Source organism: Guyparkeria sp. WRN-7, from assembly GCF_001641825.1.
In the GTDB taxonomy this organism is placed as follows: domain Bacteria; phylum Pseudomonadota; class Gammaproteobacteria; order Halothiobacillales; family Halothiobacillaceae; genus Guyparkeria.
Map to the genome: position 1 here is coordinate 99,290 of NZ_LRFH01000002.1, position 16,966 is coordinate 116,255.

Genomic DNA, 16,966 nt, shown 5'->3' on the forward strand with positions numbered 1-16,966 from the left:
ATATTTTGTGTTGTTGCAAACGAAATGAAGCGGCACTATCCCGCAAGATAGTGACCGCGTTTGATCACAAGGATACCAGCACTGTGCCGCGACTTGATGCCCCCTGCCCCTCGAACCAGCCCGACCTGCGCAGTTGGCGGCCGGACGGGTCGGGGGCCAACCGCCTTGCCCTGACGACCCTGCTCATCCTGCTGATCGCCGCCCTGGCCCTTCCCGGCGCACACGCGGCCTCAAAACCGGAACTGCACGTCCTGATCGACGTATCCGGCTCGATGAAGAAGACCGACCCCGAGAACCTGCGCAAGCCGGCCCTGCGATTGCTGGGTGACCTGGTACCGGAACAGAGCCGCGTGCAGGTCGACCTGTTCGGCAACCGCATCACCACCGTGCTGCCCGCCTCCGAGGCGACCGGCGAAACCAAGCGCGGCATGCGCGAGGCGGCGGGACGCATCCGCTCCAACGAACCATTCACCGACATACCCGCCGCACTCGAGGCCGCAAACCGCGTCTGGGGCGAGGAGACGCAACGGAACATCATCCTGTTGTCCGACGGCAAGGTGGACATCTCGCCCGACGAGGCAGTCAACGAACGCGCCACCGCCCGGTTGCGCGAACAGGTCATCCCGACGCTGATCGACAAGGACGTGCAGGTGCATACCGTGGCCCTGTCGGAGGCGGCCGATGCCGCAATCCTGACCGAGATTGCCGAACGCACGGGCGGGCTGGCTCTGAGCGCACGCAGCAACGCCGATCTGCAGCGCGTGTTCCTGTCATTGTTCGAGGCCACCGCCCCGCGCACCGGGGTGCCGCTGGTGGAAAACCGTTTCCGCGTCGACGACAGCATCAGTGAACTGACCCTGGTCGTCTTTCGCGAGGATGGGGCCGAACCGACACGTATCAAGCTTCCCGACGGCGGCGAAGTCGACGCGACGCTGGCCGCGCGCCTCGAGGACTGGCGCTGGGACGACAGCGCCGGGCGCGACCTGATCACCATCACCGACCCACCGGCCGGCAGCTGGCAGATCCTCGCTGCCGAGGACCCCGACAATCGTGCCCTGGTCATCACCGACCTCAAGCTCGGCATGCCCGACCTTCCCAGCCGCATCTACCCGGGCGAGACCATCGACGGCCAGCTGCTTCTCACCAACCACGGCGAACCGATCGTCGAACCGCGACTCACCGACGACATCAACGCGTCGGTCCAGGTCAGTGATCCCGTGGGAAATTCCGTCGACGAGCTCGCGCTCAACGATGTGGGCGCCGATCCCGACGTGCTCGGCGGTGATGGGGTCTATCACTTCCGCATTCACATCACCGACGACCCCGGCATTTACACGCTGGAAGGACGCGCCAGCGGTCCGACCTTCGAGCGGGTGATTCGCAAGAAGGTGGCCCTGGCACGAACTCAACCATTCGAGGCCCGCGTCGAGATCGAAGCCGCCACGGACAATGGCGAGGGAACGCAGGCGACGCCTGCGCAACGCCGCCTGGTCGTCGAGCAGGACGTTTCGGTACTGGCCCCGGCCGCCTCGCGGATCGAGGCGCGGATCTTGTGCTCGGCGTCCGGGCCGACGGCGATCGAGGCCTCGCTCGCCGCCGCAACCAATCGCATCGACCTTCCCGCCGGGACGATCCGACAGGACTGCCAGTTGTCCGGCAAGATTACCGGCCGGACCCGCGATGGCCGCGACATCACGCTCCCCCTGGCGCTTGAGGTGCCGGGGGTCGAACCGGTCGAAGCGGCCAAAGACAAGACCGAATCACCCGAGCCCGCCGCCGGCGACGAGGCGCACCAGAAGCAAGGCAACCCGTGGATCGCCGCGCTCATCGGGCTGGCCGGGCTCGCCCTGCTCGCACTGATCGGCTGGCTCTGGCACGCCGCCAACAAACGCAAGAAACAGCGTCTGATTCGCGCGGCACGCGCCTGAAACCAAACCATTACTCGCCAATTCGACACAGCACGGAATCCCGACACATGCTCGACTACTTCATGAGTTCCGACTGGGCCATCATCGCCACCGAACTGCTGGCCGGCTTCTTCGTTCTCAGCGTGATCCTGGCGGTCCTGGTCTGGCGAGGTCAGCGCCGCCACAGTGACGCCGCCGAACGCTTACTGGACGACCGCGACCCCATCCTGAAGGCCACCGAAGAGATGGTCGGGCGGCAGATCGAACGTATCTGGCCGGGCATGAAGCTCGACGAAGAGCAACAACAGATTTACGCCGACCGCAGCCTTGATGCGGTCGAGGCCATGGTCGAGCCGTGGCTCGAGCCGAAACGACATGACCTCAGTGGCGTCGCCCGTCAATTCCAGCGGGTCCGGCAGGAAGACCTGGAGCAGCTGCTGTCCCTGGCCCGAGAACACGCGGATGCCAGTCAGGCCGACGACGAACGCGTGACCGAGCTGGAACAGGAAGTCGAGGAACTGCGCACGCAACGCGACCGACAGGCCAATCACCTCAACGAATCGCTGGAAACCGTCAACGTCATGGTGCGCGAGTACGGACGCAAGTTCGACTACAACGAGGAGCCCCACGTCGCCACCGTGCTCAAGGCGATCGTGATGATCGAGGAGATGGAAGCCGGCGCGGACTGCGAAACCGCCCAGCAACGCGCCGAGAACATTTTCAGCGAGGACCTGGTGGCGTCGGCCGCCCCGGTCGAAGAGACCGCGCCCGCCGAGAGTGAGGATCCGGCGGCTGAGGATTCCGCCGCCGCAAAATCGGAGTCAATCGACGCCGCGGACGAAATGGCCGCGGCAATGGCAATGGAATCCGCCGCCTCCACCGACACCGACAGCATCGACGTCGGTGGTGAGCAGACCGGTCGTCGAGAGCCGACCGAGGCAATGGAGGCCGCGACAAGCGAACCGGGTGACAGCGCAGCGGCAACTCCCGCCCCCGAGACCGAAACCGAGACCGACGCAGGAAGCGGTGACGAGGATATCGACGCACTGATCGCCCAGGCTCAGGAATCCACTGCGGCGACTGCCGCGGCCACCGAAGCGGCGAGCGCTTCTGCCGACGATGGACAAAAAGCCACCAACGCGGAGGCATCGGACACGGACATAGCGGCCGAGCCGGACCAGCCCACGGCGACAGCCACGACCACTGCGCCAATGCCCGATGAGCCGGAGAACGCGGGGAAAGAGGACATGGCGGCTGAAACCCCTGCCGAGTCGCCGGCGCCCGCGGCGGCCACACCGGAGCGCGAAGCCCCGGAGACGAACGAGAGCCCAAGCGAAACCGGTGACGAGGATGCCGACGACAACGGCGTGATCGATCTCGACGATGTCGAGATCCCCGAAGAGGAAAAGGAAACCTCGAACGGGGACACCAACGAGTTCGACCTCGACGACATCGATGCCCTGCTGGACGCGGAGATCGCGAAAAAGCACGGCAAGTCACAGGACTGACATGAAAAACCCCGGCATGAGCCGGGGGGCGTGTTCACTTGCTTTGGCCCGAGGCACCAAGGGGATATCCGGGAAAAGTACCAAGCGATGCACTCGTCGCCTTCGCTCCGGCCCCTTCCCGCTCGCTCACCCGCGCTCGGCGAGGGATCGATCGGTGATGCATTCGGGCTCGACGACCAGGTCGATGGCGAAGATGTCCCTGACCCGCGCCCGCACGAATTCGGCGAAGCGTGCGAAAACCTCGCCGCTAGACCCACCGTAATGCTCGAGCACGAGGGCATGTCGGCTTGACACCCCAACAGCCCCGTCGCGATAACCGCGCAGGTCAGCCTGTTCGATGAGCCAACCGGCCGGGATCTTCACGCCCTCCTCGACCGGAAACTGTGGCATTCCCGGCCAGCGTTCGGCCAGCGCCTGTGCTCGCGAGGGCGTCACCACGGGATTGTGGAAGAAGCTGCCGGCGCTTCCGGGTAATCGCGACCGCCAGTCGGGCAGCTTGCTCAACCGCACCCGCGTGATCATTTCGGCGTATGCCAGTGGCGACATCTCCGCCGCGGGCAGTCCCGTGGTTTCCTGCCACTCGGCCAGCGCGTCTTCCAGGCCCGGATAGGCCGTCGGCGGCCAGTCGGCCGGCGGCGTGGTCGAGAGGGCCAGCCCCACCCGCAAAATCAGCCATCGGCCGGCTTGGGTCTTGAAACGGCTGCTGCGATAGCCGAAGCGACAGTCGTTCCGATCGAGATGACGCAGGCAGCCGGCGTTCCGGTCCCAGGCTTCTACCCAGCGAACCCGGTCACCCAGTTCGACCCCATAGGCACCGACGTTCTGCATCGGTGCGGCACCGACAGTCCCCGGTATCTCGGCGAGCGCCTCCAGGCCGAACCAGCCACGGGCGGCCGTCTCGCGGACCAGCTGATCCAGTCCCATTCCGCCTTCGGCCACCAGGTCGACCCGATCGGCGCTGTGGCGTTCGACCCACCACTTCGCGGCCGCCAGGTGCACGGTCTGCTCGAGCCATGGGCAAACGAACACCACGTTCGAACCACCACCGAGCACGCGCGTCGTCGGGTCAGCGAGCCATTGCGCCACCTCGGGCTGCGTCAGGGTCTCGTTATCGAGACGGTGAAGGATCAGCGCCCGTGATGCATGGGCCGGCAGGCGCAAGGTATTCTCCAGCGCCATGTCCTCGCGCCATTCCCACGCCGGGGTTTGCTGGCCCGGTTCAGTACCGTTCATTCACCGCGACCATCACTGGACTCGCCGTCGGCCGCCGACTCGACCGCTTCGGATTCTTCCGGAAGCTCGATAGGGGCTTCGCCGTGCGTAATCACCTGGATGATCGACTCCACCACGATTTCCGGTTGATTCATGGGGCGGCGATCGACGTTGATCAGCTTCTGCTTGGAACGACGCGTGGTGATCACACCGTTGGTCTTCGCCTCGTCGTCTGCACAGACGCAAACCCCGGGGATGCCCAGCGCCGCGGCAAGCCAGCCGGTGAGATTGTTGCCTGTCAGGACGTAGCGACTCTGCGTCAGGCGGCGCTGCCACTCGTCCGGCTCGGCGGGCGGCTGGGCACCGACGTCATCGATCGACACACCGGTTTGTTCGAGCCGACGACGGATCAGGTCGACGCCTGATGCATCGAAGGGCAAGGCCGCGGGATCGAAAAGCAGATCGGTCACCACCGGTTCGGCCTCGATGGACAGGCCGTAATCCGGGTTGAGGTCGTACAGCGAATATTCGAGCACGGCGGCCAGCAGCACGCGGACTGCCTGAATGCGATGCAGGTCTTCCGGGATCGGATATTGCGAATCGTACGGCTGCCGCGTCGGGAGCTTGCCCTTGGAGGGACGAGCCACACCAACCGACGTGCCACGCAGCCGCTTGGTCGCCGCCAGCGTTTCCGGAAGACCGTAGGGATCAATGGCGTACTCGGCTTCCTCGAGCTTCGGGTGGTCTCGCAGCACCTCCTTCCAGGCGCGCCCGACACGCCAGCCCGCCGGCGTCCAGCGCGAGGCGGTCAGTTCGGAAAGATCGAACACCACCACCTCGTCGACAGCGGGGTGCCGACGAAACCATTCGGCCGCGGCAGGGCCGGTAATGATACTGAACGCTAGGCCCGGCTTCGCTCGGGCAGCATCGGTAAGGGCGGGAAAGCTGGGGATGACCTCGTCCGGGAGGTCGGGGGCGACAATCGCGATACGCATGCGGTCGGACGTCCTGAAAAGAAAACGGTTGGCGCTGCCTGCCATTCCGTCCGCGACAATCCCGGGCCGTCCGACCGGCCGTCCCGGTCGCCGGCGGGTCCACTCCCCTGCGGAAGGTGGTGGGCGGTTGCTCGACGGATCGGAATCCAGGGCAAGCCTGCATGCTAAACTGCCGCGCCCTGAATAACCAATCATCACCAATGCCGCCCCCGGGATGCACTGCCGCTCGCGGCCCTAGTCTCCCGGCCAGTCACAACGTTCAACGAAACTCGGAACCGCATGGACAACCAACGCCGGATTCTCGTCACCTCCGCCCTGCCCTATGCCAACGGTCCACTGCATCTCGGCCACGTCATCGAGACCATCCAGACGGACATCTGGGTGCGCGCGCAGAACCTGTTCGGCAACGACTGCCGCTATGTCTGCGCCGACGACACCCACGGCACGCCCATCATGTTGCGCGCCAAGCAGGAAGGCATCACGCCCGAGGAGCTGATCGCCAAGATCCATCGACTCCACGAAGCGGACTTCCAGGGGTTCGGCATCGGCTTCGACAACTTCGGCAGCACGCACACCGACGACAACCGCCGTATGGCCGAGGAAATCTTCGGCAAGCTGGATGCCGCCGGGCTGATCAGTCGCAAGACCATCAAGCAGGCCTTCGACGAGACCGAGCAGATGTTCCTGCCGGACCGCTTCATCAAGGGCACCTGCCCCAAGTGCGGCACCGACGACCAGTACGGCGACAACTGCGAGGCCTGCGGCGCGACCTATTCGCCGACCGAGCTCAAGAACCCGAAGTCGGTCCTCTCCGGAACCACGCCGGTCGAGCGTGACTCCGAGCATTACTTCTTCGACCTGCCCAAGATCGGCGACCGCCTCCAGACCTGGCTCGACGAGGCCCAGGTGCAGCCGTCGATCAAGGCGAAGCTCAACGAGTGGTTCGAGTCCGGTCTGCAGTCGTGGGACATCTCCCGGGATGCGCCCTACTTCGGCTTCGAGATCCCCGGCGCGCCCGGCAAGTTCTTCTATGTCTGGCTGGATGCCCCCATCGGCTACATTGGCTCGTTCATCGAGCTGGCCCGCCGCGAAGGCCTGGACTTCGACGAATTCTGGGGCAAGGATGCCGACACCGAACTGGTGCACTTCATCGGCAAGGACATCGCCTACTTCCACACGCTGTTCTGGCCCGCCACGCTGATGGGCGCCGGCATGCGCACCCCCGATGCCATCCACGCCCACGGGTTCCTCACCCTTAACGGCGAGAAGATGAGCAAGTCGCGCGGCACCTTCATCAAGGCCAAGACCTACCTCGAGCACCTTGACCCCGAAGCACTGCGCTACTACTTCGCCGCCAAGCTCGGCTCAGGCATCGACGACATCGACCTCAACCTCGAGGACTTCCGCTATCGCGTGAACGCGGACTTGGTTGGCAAGGTCGTCAACATCGCCAGCCGCTGCGCGGGCTTCATCAAGAAGCACTTCGACGGCAAACTCGCCTCCGCGCTCGAGCGTCCGGAACTGCATCGCGAAATGACCGATGCGGCCGCCGGCATCGCCGAGCGCTACGAGCGCCGCGAATACTCGGCCGCGATGCGCGAGATCATGGCGCTGGCCGACCGGGCCAACCAGTACATCGACGAGCGCAAGCCGTGGGTGCTGGCCAAGGACGAGGCCACCCGTGACGAGGTGCAAAACATCTGCACCGACGGCATCAACGCCTTCGCCGTGCTGATGACCTACCTCTCGCCCGTGCTGCCCAAACTCGCCGCGAAGGCCGCCGACTTCCTGAACGTGGAGGCGCTGACCTGGCAGGGACTGGATCAGCCGCTGCTCGATCACCCGATCAACAAGTTCAAGCCGATGATGCAACGCATCGAGGAATCCTCGCTCGAGTCGCTGCTCGAAGCGGCCAAGCAGGACGCGGCCGACGAGGCCAAGACCAAGGCGGGTGGTAACGCCGCGCAGAAGAAGGCCCCGCAGGAAAAAGCAGAAAAGCGCGAGATCGAGCCGATCGCCGAGACCATCGACATCAAGCAGTTCGGCGCCGTCGACCTGCGTATCGCCAGGATCCTCGAGGCCGATCACGTCGAGGGGGCGGACAAGCTGCTGCGCCTGTCGCTGGACATCGGCGAGGAGCGTCCGCGCCAGGTGTTCGCCGGCATCAAGGCTGCCTACGACCCGGCCTCCTTGGTGGGTCGACACACCGTGATGGTCGCTAACCTCGCGCCGCGCAAGATGAAGTTCGGCGTCTCCGAGGGCATGGTCCTGGCAGCCGGCTCGGGTGGCTCGGATCTGCACATCCTATCGCCCGACGAGGGCGCGACACCCGGTACGCGCGTTAAATAACGACGTCTGCCGTCGAGCGGGCCGAAATCGCTTTCTTTCGCGGTTTCGGTCTCCGTGAGGGGATGACAAACGGTGCCATCCGTGTATAATGCGCTTCATACCAGACGCGGGATGGAGCAGTCCGGTAGCTCGTCGGGCTCATAACCCGAAGGTCGCAGGTTCGAATCCTGCTCCCGCAACCAGATCGATAAAGGCCCCGGCAACCGCCGGGGCCTTTTGTTTTTCGGGTCCGTTGTTGTCACGACATCCGCGACGATATCCCTTGACAGGCAACCGCCGCTGCGTACAATGCGCGCCATACCAGACGCGGGATGGAGCAGTCCGGTAGCTCGTCGGGCTCATAACCCGAAGGTCGCAGGTTCGAATCCTGCTCCCGCAACCAGATCGAAAAAGAAAGCCCCGGGGCGATGCCTCGGGGCTTTTTTGTGCGCGCATCAACCGGACGACGCCCGCCGCCTGACCACGGCGAGCACTGTCGCGGTCAGTGCGGGCAGGAAGGTCAGGGTCACGACGGTGGCGCCCAGCAGGCCGAACATGACGATCACACCAACGCCCCGATAAAGCTCGGTGCCCTCCCCGGGGATCAGTACCAGAGGCGACAGGCCGCTGAGCGTGGTGAGCGTCGTCATCACGATCGGACGTAGCCGTACCGATACGGCATCCATCACCGCGGCGACCGCCTCACCCTTCTCGGCGAAGCTCCGACGCGCCTGTTCCACCAACAGGATCGGGTTGTTGACGACCGTCCCCATCAGGATCAGGAAGCCCAGCATGGTGATCATGTCGAACGGCTGACTGATCGCCGGCAGCCCGACCAATGGCAACAGCGTGCCCACCAGATTCATCAATGCCAGGCCCGCGATGCCGCCGGCGATACCGAGCGGAATCGCCGTCATGATCAGAAGCGGATAGCGCCAGTGGGTGAAGATGGCGACCAGCAGCAAGTAGATAATGGCAAGCGCGATCACGAAATTGCCCGCCAACGCCTCGCGCGTGGCATCGAGCTGATCGCTGGCCCCGGACAAAGACAGGGATACCCCGGAAGGAATCTCGCCGGCCGCCCGCATCTCGCCAACCAGTTCCTCTCGCACACGAGCCACGCCCGTCTCCAGCGCGACCGACTCGGGTGGAATGATGTCGAGCGTGACCATGCGCTTGCCGTCGACGCGCCGCACGATGCTGGTGTCGACCGTGGTCTCGATATCGGCCACGGTCGATAACGGCAGGCTCGCCCCCTTGGGGCTCTTGATCAGGATCTCGTCCAGGCGCGCCAGGCGCGGCTCGCGCCCCTCCGAGCCATAGAGGTAGATGTCGATCTTGTCGTCGTCGAGGAAGAAATCGTCGACGTAGGCGCCCTCGGTCAATGCCGAGACGGAAAAGCCGATCGCCTCGAGGCCCAGTCCCAGTTCGGCGGCGCGGTCCCAGTCGGGGCGTATTTCCACCAGAGGCTGGGCCAGTTCCAGCGTCGAAGGGCGGGTCTGGATGCGCGGCTGGTCAAAGATGGTCTCCGCGCGCTGGTAGGCTCGCCGCGCGACCGCGTAGATATCGGCCAGGTCCGCCCCCGCGATGTCGAGACTGATGCTGCGCGTGCCGCCATCGTTGCTGGAGATGATCGACCCCTTCGCGGCAAAGGCACGCATGCCGGGGAACGTTTCGTAGAAACGCGTGATCTCCGCCATCAGGGCCTCGATGTGATCGGGCTCGACCGTCTCCGAAATCACCAGCAGCCGAGTCGGACTGACGAGCATCACCATCAGCTTGATCGGCGGAACCGCCCCCTCGCCCGGCTGAAAAGCCGCCGGGTCGGCATCGAGGGCCGGCAGCAGGTGCGCCTGGACCTGTTCGGCAATGCCACGCATCTCGTCAAGGCTGTACCCCGGCGGCGCGCTCATGGCAGCGAATGTCTTGGGCTCCTCGCCTTCCGGCAGGTACTCGGCAGGAGGAGTAAGCAGCAGCACGATCGCGACACTGGCCCCGAGCACCGCGACCATGGTGACGATCCGGCGCCGCGGCCGGCAGATCATGGCGCGGATCATCGACTGGACCCCTCGATGCCAGCGCGGATCATCCGCGTACGCCCGTGACGGTCGACCGAACGCCAGGCGCGCCCCGAGCGTGGGAACGAGCGTGATCGCCACCAGCATCGAGGCGATGATCGCCGAGCCGATCGCGATCGCGACGTCCGAATACAGCTGCCCCGCCTCCTCCTGGATGAACAGGATCGGCAGGAACACCAGCACCGTGGTGGCCGAGGAGGCGAGCACGGCCGGCCAGACCTCCCGCACGCCCTCTACGGCCGCCTCGAAACGCTCCATGCCGCGCCGACGCAGACGTTCGATGTTCTCCAGCACCACGATGGTGTTGTCGACCGTCATGCCGATTGCGAAGGCAACACCGGCCAGCGAGATCACGTTGATGGTGCGCCCGGTGATCAGCAGCCCGAGGAATGCCGCGATCGCGCACAACGGGATACCCACCACCCCGATCAAGGTCGCCCGACCGGAGCGCAGAAACAGGTACATCACGAGGGTCGCGAAGGCTGCACCGATGCCGAGATTCGTCCACACGTTCTGGATCGAGGCCTCGACGTAACGGGCATCGTCGGTATTCAGTTCGAGCTGCATCCCGGCCGGTTCGAGAATCTCCGCGTTGATGCGCTCCACCTCGGCGAGCATGCCGCGCTTGATCTCGATCACGTTCGAACCGCTCTCGCGACGCACCTGCAGGCCGATCACCTTCTCGCCGTTGACGAACGCCAGTGAGCGCTGCCGTGCCCCGCCCTGCTCAACGCGAGCCACGTCACCAAGGCGAATCACGCTGTCGCCACGGCGGCTGATCACCAGGCGTTCCAGCTCCTCGGCCGAGGCGAAACGTCCCACGGTGCGCAGCAGGTAGCGACGCTTGCCGGCATCGACCTCGCCGCCCGATATGTCCTGGTTGCGGGCACGGATCGCATCACGCAGGTCGAGCAGTGTCAGGTCACGCCGGCCCAGGCGACGCTCGTCGACGTGGATCTGCATCTGCCGTTCGGTGCCACCGCGAAGCGTTACCTCCGAGACTCCCGGCACCCCTTCCATGCGTGGGCGCACCTCGTCGTTGACGAAATCGCGCATCAGGTCGATGTCCAGCCCGCGCGGATTGTCCGGCAGTGTCGAGACCCGGAAATACATGAAGGCATTCGACGAGAAGGAGGTCGCGGCGATGCGGGGCTCGTCGACGTTGCGCGGGTAATCGGGCACCTGGCTCAGGGCGTTGTTGACCTCGATCAGCGCCTCGGTGATGTCGGTGCCGTAGGGGAATTCGAGCTCGATCTCCGCCCGGTCACTGGAGGCCGTGGCATTGAGTTCGGCCAGTGCCGGGATGGTGCGCAGGTAGCGTTCCTGCTCGATCAGGATCTCTTTCTCGATGTCCTGCGGGGTGGCACCGGGCCAACGGGTCTCGACCGTGATGGTGCGCACGTCGAGATCGGGAATCATCTGTACCGGGATACGCAGCGCAGCGACCGCTCCCAGGATCGCGAGAATCAGCGTGATGACCGCCACGAGTGTTCCGTGGCGCGCGATCGCGGCAAACATCAGCGCCGCTCCCCGTCGGCAACACGCACCCTCATGCCGTCGGTCAACGACTCGTTGCCCTTGACCACCACGGCCGCGCCGGCCTCGATGCCGTGAGTGACGATGACCTGTTCATCAAACCCACCGGCCAGCGTCACGGGCCGCTCGATCACGGTGTCCTGCCCGTCGCCCGTGACAACCCAGACCGTGGTTCGCCCGTCGGGATAACGCTGGATGGCATCGCGGGCCACCGTCAGGCCCTGGCGGCCGGTCGGCAACCGCAACCGTCCTTCCACGGCCATGCCCGGCAAGAGCCGTTGGTCGGTCTGCGGGTCGGCTCGCAAGAGAAAGGTCCGATTGGTGGGATCCGTCACGGGTACCACCGTTGCCACCCTCGCCTGCCGCCATGCCTCGGTATTGCCACCGTCCGGGCGGTACTCGAGACGCGAGTGCGCCCCCAGCAGGTCATGGAAGCGTTGCGGCACCGGAAAATCCAGACGAACAGCATCCAGATCCACCAGCTCGAACAGGGCATCGCCGGGACTGACCCATTCGCCGCGCTCCGCGTGCCGGGCCACGATCGCGCCATCGAACGGCGCATCGACACGCAGGCGATCCACACGGGCCTTGCCGCGTGCCGTTGCCGCGGACAACCGCGATTCGCGCGCCTCGGCTTCGGCAAGGGCAGCCGCCCGGGATTGCACCTCGGTCTCGGCGATATGACGGCCGGCACCCACCGAGCGGGCTTCCCGCAACCGGCGTTCGGCCTCGCGCCGGCTCACCGCCGCTTCCCGACGTTGCGCCTCCAGCTCCTCGAGCGAGAGACGTTCGAGCTCCGCGTCCAGCTCGAGCAACGGTGTTCCCGCGACCACCTGATCGCCCGTATCGACGAATACCGCCTCTACCAGCCCACCGATCTGTACCGAAAGCTCGGCCTCGTGCAGGCTCCTGACCGTCCCGTCGAGATTCACCACCTCGACGATCTCGGTCGCTTCGGCCGCCTCCACGACCACCTGGGGCGGGTTGGCCGCCGTTGCCGGCACGGCGCCAAAAAGCGAGACGCCCAGTAGAAACGTGCAAAACCGGCCGGCAAGCGGGGTGAAGTTCAGGTTCATGATCTCGATCACGGTCCGTCGTGGCTGGAGCGGAGCCAAGGGTTGGCGCAATGTCCGCCAACCCGCGACCCAACATGTGTTCAAACGGATCAAGCCTAGTCCAGCGACTGCCGCTCGCGCCACTCGCGCGCGAGTCGTTCGGGCAAAAAATGCTAACCTGCGGGGCCGCGTGAGCGTGCGCCACGCGCGTTCAGAACCCCATACCCATCGCACCGAGAGCCGAGAATGTCCAACCCCCTGCTCGACACCCCCGACCTGCCCGCCTTTGATCGCATCGAGCCGGCGCACATCGAGCCGGCGATCGATCACATACTCGAAGAGAATCGGCAGGCGATCGCCGAACGCCTCGAACAAGGGGCCCCCTACAGCTGGGACAATTTCGTCGCCCCGATGGAGGCCCTCGAAGACCGCCTTGATCGGGCCTGGTCACCGGTGAGCCATCTGAACGCGGTGGTCAACACACCGGAACTGCGCAAGGCCTACGAGGCGTGCCTGCCCAAGCTGTCGGACTACGCCACCGAGCTGGGCCAGAACGAGGCACTGTTCGCCGCATATCGGGCCGTCAGCGAACGCGACGATTTCGACACGTTATCGATCGAGCAGCGCCGGGTGGTGGAGAACGCCCTGCGCGATTTCCGCCTTGCGGGTGTCGATCTGCCGGCGGCGGAAAAGGCGCGCTACAAGACGCTCAAGAGCGAGTTGTCGCAACTGACCACCCGCTTTGCGAACAACCTGCTCGATGCCACCAACGCCTGGTCGCTGGATATCGACGACGAAGACCGACTGGCCGGCCTGCCCGACTCGGCACGAGCCATGTTCCGTGCCGCCGCCGAGCGTGACGGCCAGGCCGGCTGGCGTGTAACGCTCGAGATGCCGAGTTTCATCGCGGTGATGACCCACGCCGAGGATCGCTCGTTACGTGAAACGGTTTACGAGGCATTCGTCACCCGCGCATCGGACGTCGGTCCGCACGCCGGCGAATGGGACAACGGCCCGGTGATGGACCGCATCCTGGCGATCCGTCACGAACTCGCCCAGCTGCTCGGGTTCGACAACTACGCCCAGCGCTCGCTGGCGACCAAAATGGCTACCGATCCGGCCGAGGTGCTGACCTTTCTGCAGGATCTGGCCGAACAGGCCGAACCGCGGGCCCGACAGGAGCTGGGTGAGCTCGAGGCCTTCGCCCGCGAGTCGGGCGGCCCGGACTCCCTGCAGCCTTGGGATGTCGCCTTCTACGCCGAGAAGCTGCGTGAAGCGCGTTTCGCCATCTCGCAGGAACAGCTCAAGCCCTACTTTCCTGCCGACCGGGTGGTCGACGGCCTGTTCGCAGTGGTCGGGCGCCTGTTCGGCATCCGGGTCCGCGAACGCAGCGATGTGACCACATGGCACGACGACGTGCGTTTCTTCGAGATCGAGGACCGGGACGGCCGTCCGCGCGGGCGTTTCTATCTCGACCTCTATGCCCGCCCCCACAAGCGCGGCGGCGCCTGGATGGCCGGGGCGATCCAGCGCCGGCGATTGCCTGACGGACAGATCCAGCAACCGGCCGCGTTCCTGACCTGCAACTTCACCCCGCCGGTCGGCGGCAAGCCCTCGCTGCTGACCCACGACGAGGTCACCACCCTGTTCCACGAGTTCGGCCACGGCCTGCATCACCTGCTGACCCAGGTCGAGGCCGCGAGTGTCGCCGGCATCAGCGGGGTGGCCTGGGACGCGGTCGAGCTGCCCAGCCAGTTCCTCGAGAACTGGTGCTGGGAGCGCGAGGCGCTTGACTTGTTCGCTCGCCACCACGAGACGGGAGCGCCGCTGCCGCAGGAACTGTTCGAGCGACTGCGTGCCTCCCGCCAGTTCCAGGCCGGCATGCAGATGGTCCGTCAACTGGAATTCTCGTTGTTCGATCTGTTGCTGCACCAGGACTACGACCCGGCCACCGGCGCTCGCATCCAGGAAACGCTCGACGAAGTGCGTCGCTCGGTGGCGGTGATCCAGCCGCCCGCCTATAACCGCTTCCAGCACGGTTTTGCCCATATTTTCGCCGGGGGGTATGCCGCCGGCTACTACAGTTACAAGTGGGCCGAGGTGCTGTCGGCCGACGCCTGGTCCCGTTTCGAGGAGGACGGCGTGTTCAACGAGCGCACCGGTGCCGACTTCCTGGTCCACATCCTCGAGCGAGGTGGCAGCGAGGACCCCATGGCGCTGTTCAAGGCCTTCCGTGGACGTGAGCCGAGCATCGAGCCGTTGTTGCGCCAGCACGGGATCACCGAATCGACGGGACCCCGCGCGTGAGCCTGGTTGCCGATCGACCGCAGAAAGCGGGGGCGCTGCACTGGCTGGTCGGCGGGGCGGCGGTATTCATCCTGCTTGCCGGGCTGCAGACGGTCAGCCACATCGTCACGCCCTTCCTGCTTGCCGCCTTCCTGGCGATCATCAGCGCCCCGCCGCTTGCGTGGATGCAACGCCGCGGCGTGCCCGGGATCATCTCGATCCTGTTGCTGTTCCTGCTGGTGGGCCTGGCCTTCTTCCTGCTGTTCCTGGCACTGCAGGGCGCGGCCGAAAGCCTTGCCAATCAGGCCCCGGCCTACCAGGCCAAGCTTGCGGGCTGGCTGGAACAACTGCGCGCGATGCTGGCCGAGCGTGGTGCACCGCCGGAGCTTCTGCCGGAGCGGTTACCCCTGCCGCAGACCAGTACGATTACCGGGACGGCCACGGGAATCGCCACCGGACTGGGACAGTTCACGGCCAGCACCCTGCTGGTGCTGCTCGCCTTCATGTTCCTGCTGCTTGAGGAGCGGACGCTGGCCGAGAAGCTCGAGGCGGCGTTTCCGGGCCGTCGGCGCGCCCGGGTGCGCACGCGTCGATTCCTGCGTTCGGTCTACCGCTATCTCCTGATCAAGACTGGCGCGAGCGTGCTGACCGGTCTGCTCGTCGGTGTGGGGCTGAGCTGGCTCGACATCGATTTCGCGATCCTGTGGGGCATCGTCGCCGGCCTGCTCAATTTCATCCCCACCATCGGTTCGTTCATCGCCGCCATCCCGGCACTGCTGGTCACGGTCGTCGGCGGCTCGCCGATCGACATCCTGTTCGTCGGCGCACTGTACCTGGTGGTCAACATCAGTATCGGCAGCATCCTCGAACCCCGGCTGCTGGGTCGAACGCTGGGCCTGTCACCCGTGATCGTGCTGATCTCGTTATTGGTATGGGGCTGGGTGTTCGGCCCCATCGGCATGCTGCTGGCCGTGCCGCTGACCATGATCGCGAAACTGGCGCTCGACTCGAGTCCCCAGACCCGCTGGGCCGGCATTCTTCTGAGCGACCGGGTGCGCCGCCTGCCTTCGGACCGTTCGGCGCGGCATGACGGCTAGAAACGACGCAGGACAGTCCGGCCATGAGCCGCCAGTCGAGGGCAATTCGCGACCGGTGACCTCCAGCCAGACCGGCCCGCACGACTCGCTGCGCGAGCGGGTTGCCCGCCATGCACAAGGGCGCTTCGACAAGCCGATCGCCGACTACAACCGCGAAGCATTCGAGCTCGTGAACCGGCGCGTCATCGAGGCCGGTCTGCCGCTGATCCTCGACTCCGGCTGCGGTACCGGTGACAGCTCGCGGGAACTGGCGCGCCGCTACCCGGATCACCTGGTGGTCGGCGTGGACCGCTCCGCCGACCGTCTGTCACGCCAACGCTCCGAGACCCCGACCAACTGCATCCTGGTACGAGCCGACCTGCTCGATTTCTGGCGTCTGGCCCGTCAGGCGGGCTGGCGACTGTCACGGCACTACCTCCTCTACCCCAACCCCGAACCCAAGGCCCGCCACCTCAAGCGGCGCTTTCATGCCCATCCGGTCTTTCCGGATTTCGTCGCCCTCGGCGGTCACATCGAGTCGCGCAGCAATTGGCGCATCTATCTCGAGGAGATGGCGATCGCACTGGCCTTCCATGGCCGCGAGGCGCAGTTGCGCCCGCTCGAGCCGCAGGGCGGTCCCCTGACCCTGTTCGAACGCAAATACCACGCAAGCGGCCAGCGCCTGTGGCAACTCGAGACCGTGGACACGGCGGGCCCGTCGCCCGACAACGCGGTCGATTAATCCGGCCATTTCCCTTCGATAATCACCCGGCCGCTTTTCGGCACGGGCCTCGCGAACCGTATCCGATAGACGGCGCATTATTCGGCACGCCCGGCTGGGGATTTGACAATCACGTTAGGCTGGACGACGACAGCCGCTGCCATTCGTCCGCACAATCAGCGATTTTGGTGCCTATACTCCATTCGGTCTGAAATGTGTCCAGGGTGGATGCATTACAGCGGCATTAAGAAGATCCGGCCGATT

Annotated in this window: 10 protein-coding genes and 2 tRNA genes; 8 read left to right on the forward strand and 4 right to left on the reverse strand. The window is 65.5% G+C overall.

Going from position 1 to position 16,966, the window contains the following annotated elements; all coding sequences use genetic code 11:
- Positions 1–83: 83 nt before the first annotated feature.
- Positions 84–1,928 carry a VWA domain-containing protein gene (locus AWR35_RS00740; protein WP_156413886.1) on the forward strand — a complete coding sequence of 615 codons (1,845 nt, stop codon included), beginning with the start codon at positions 84–86 and terminating at the stop codon, positions 1,926–1,928.
- Between the two features lie 47 nt (positions 1,929–1,975).
- Positions 1,976–3,415 carry a hypothetical protein gene (locus AWR35_RS00745; RefSeq protein ID WP_058574049.1) on the forward strand — a complete coding sequence of 480 codons (1,440 nt, stop codon included), beginning with the start codon at positions 1,976–1,978 and terminating at the stop codon, positions 3,413–3,415.
- A 126-nt stretch (positions 3,416–3,541) separates the two neighbouring features.
- Here the strand turns inward: AWR35_RS00745 and AWR35_RS00750 are convergent, their stop codons facing one another.
- Both AWR35_RS00750 and AWR35_RS00755 read right to left on the reverse strand, forming a co-directional pair.
- Positions 3,542–4,648, reverse strand: a complete 1,107-nt coding sequence (locus AWR35_RS00750) for an FAD-binding protein (RefSeq protein WP_066185010.1) — start codon at positions 4,646–4,648, stop codon at positions 3,542–3,544.
- Positions 4,645–5,820, reverse strand: coding sequence for a hypothetical protein (locus AWR35_RS00755; RefSeq protein ID WP_156413887.1), 1,176 nt, complete (start codon positions 5,818–5,820; stop codon positions 4,645–4,647). Before AWR35_RS00755 ends, AWR35_RS00750 begins: the two co-directional genes overlap by 4 nt.
- Before the next feature lie 21 nt (positions 5,821–5,841).
- On the opposite strand from AWR35_RS00755, the gene metG reads away from it, so the two are divergent.
- The 3 genes from metG to AWR35_RS00770 all read left to right on the forward strand — a co-directional run bounded on the left by metG (position 5,842) and on the right by AWR35_RS00770 (position 8,353).
- On the forward strand, positions 5,842–7,971 hold the full coding sequence (metG, locus tag AWR35_RS00760) for a methionine--tRNA ligase (protein WP_282096944.1): 2,130 nt from the start codon (positions 5,842–5,844) through the stop codon (positions 7,969–7,971).
- A gap of 105 nt (positions 7,972–8,076) precedes the next feature.
- Positions 8,077–8,153: transfer RNA gene (locus AWR35_RS00765), tRNA-Met, on the forward strand.
- Positions 8,154–8,276: 123 nt separating this feature from the next.
- Positions 8,277–8,353 (forward strand) — tRNA-Met (locus AWR35_RS00770).
- Between the two features lie 52 nt (positions 8,354–8,405).
- On the opposite strand, the gene AWR35_RS00775 is transcribed toward AWR35_RS00770, so the two are convergent.
- Together AWR35_RS00775 and AWR35_RS00780 are read right to left on the reverse strand one after the other, a co-directional pair.
- Complete coding sequence (locus AWR35_RS00775) at positions 8,406–11,546, reverse strand: efflux RND transporter permease subunit (protein WP_058574053.1); 3,141 nt, start codon at positions 11,544–11,546, stop codon at positions 8,406–8,408.
- On the reverse strand, positions 11,546–12,652 hold the full coding sequence (locus tag AWR35_RS00780) for an efflux RND transporter periplasmic adaptor subunit (protein WP_058574054.1): 1,107 nt from the start codon (positions 12,650–12,652) through the stop codon (positions 11,546–11,548). Before AWR35_RS00780 ends, AWR35_RS00775 begins: the two co-directional genes overlap by 1 nt.
- A gap of 213 nt (positions 12,653–12,865) precedes the next feature.
- Here AWR35_RS00780 and prlC point away from each other — a divergent pair, with 213 nt between their 5' ends.
- The 3 genes from prlC to AWR35_RS00795 are packed head-to-tail and all read left to right on the forward strand — an operon-like array spanning position 12,866 to position 16,723.
- Entirely contained in the window at positions 12,866–14,926 is a 2,061-nt protein-coding gene (gene prlC, locus AWR35_RS00785; RefSeq protein WP_058574055.1) for an oligopeptidase A, read from the forward strand.
- The gene (locus AWR35_RS00790; RefSeq protein WP_058574056.1) at positions 14,923–16,002 is read left to right on the forward strand and encodes an AI-2E family transporter; all 1,080 of its coding nucleotides are present in this window, start codon (positions 14,923–14,925) and stop codon (positions 16,000–16,002) included. The genes prlC and AWR35_RS00790 overlap by 4 nt, the downstream gene beginning before the upstream one ends.
- Positions 15,992–16,723: a methyltransferase domain-containing protein gene (locus AWR35_RS00795; RefSeq protein ID WP_058574057.1), complete on the forward strand. Its 732-nt coding sequence runs from the start codon at positions 15,992–15,994 to the stop codon at positions 16,721–16,723. Before AWR35_RS00790 ends, AWR35_RS00795 begins: the two co-directional genes overlap by 11 nt.
- Positions 16,724–16,966 lie beyond the last annotated feature (243 nt).

What these genes read in the sequence shown, in the direction of transcription:
- prlC (WP_058574055.1), top strand. Translation starts at nt 12,866, where the DNA reads ATGTCCAACCCCCTGCTCGACACCCCCGACCTGCCCGCCTTTGATCGC.
- AWR35_RS00795 (WP_058574057.1), top strand. Translation starts at nt 15,992, where the DNA reads ATGACGGCTAGAAACGACGCAGGACAGTCCGGCCATGAGCCGCCAGTC.
- AWR35_RS00775 (WP_058574053.1), bottom strand. Translation starts at nt 11,546, where the DNA reads ATGTTTGCCGCGATCGCGCGCCACGGAACACTCGTGGCGGTCATCACG.
- AWR35_RS00750 (WP_066185010.1), bottom strand. Translation starts at nt 4,648, where the DNA reads ATGAACGGTACTGAACCGGGCCAGCAAACCCCGGCGTGGGAATGGCGC.
- AWR35_RS00745 (WP_058574049.1), top strand. Translation starts at nt 1,976, where the DNA reads ATGCTCGACTACTTCATGAGTTCCGACTGGGCCATCATCGCCACCGAA.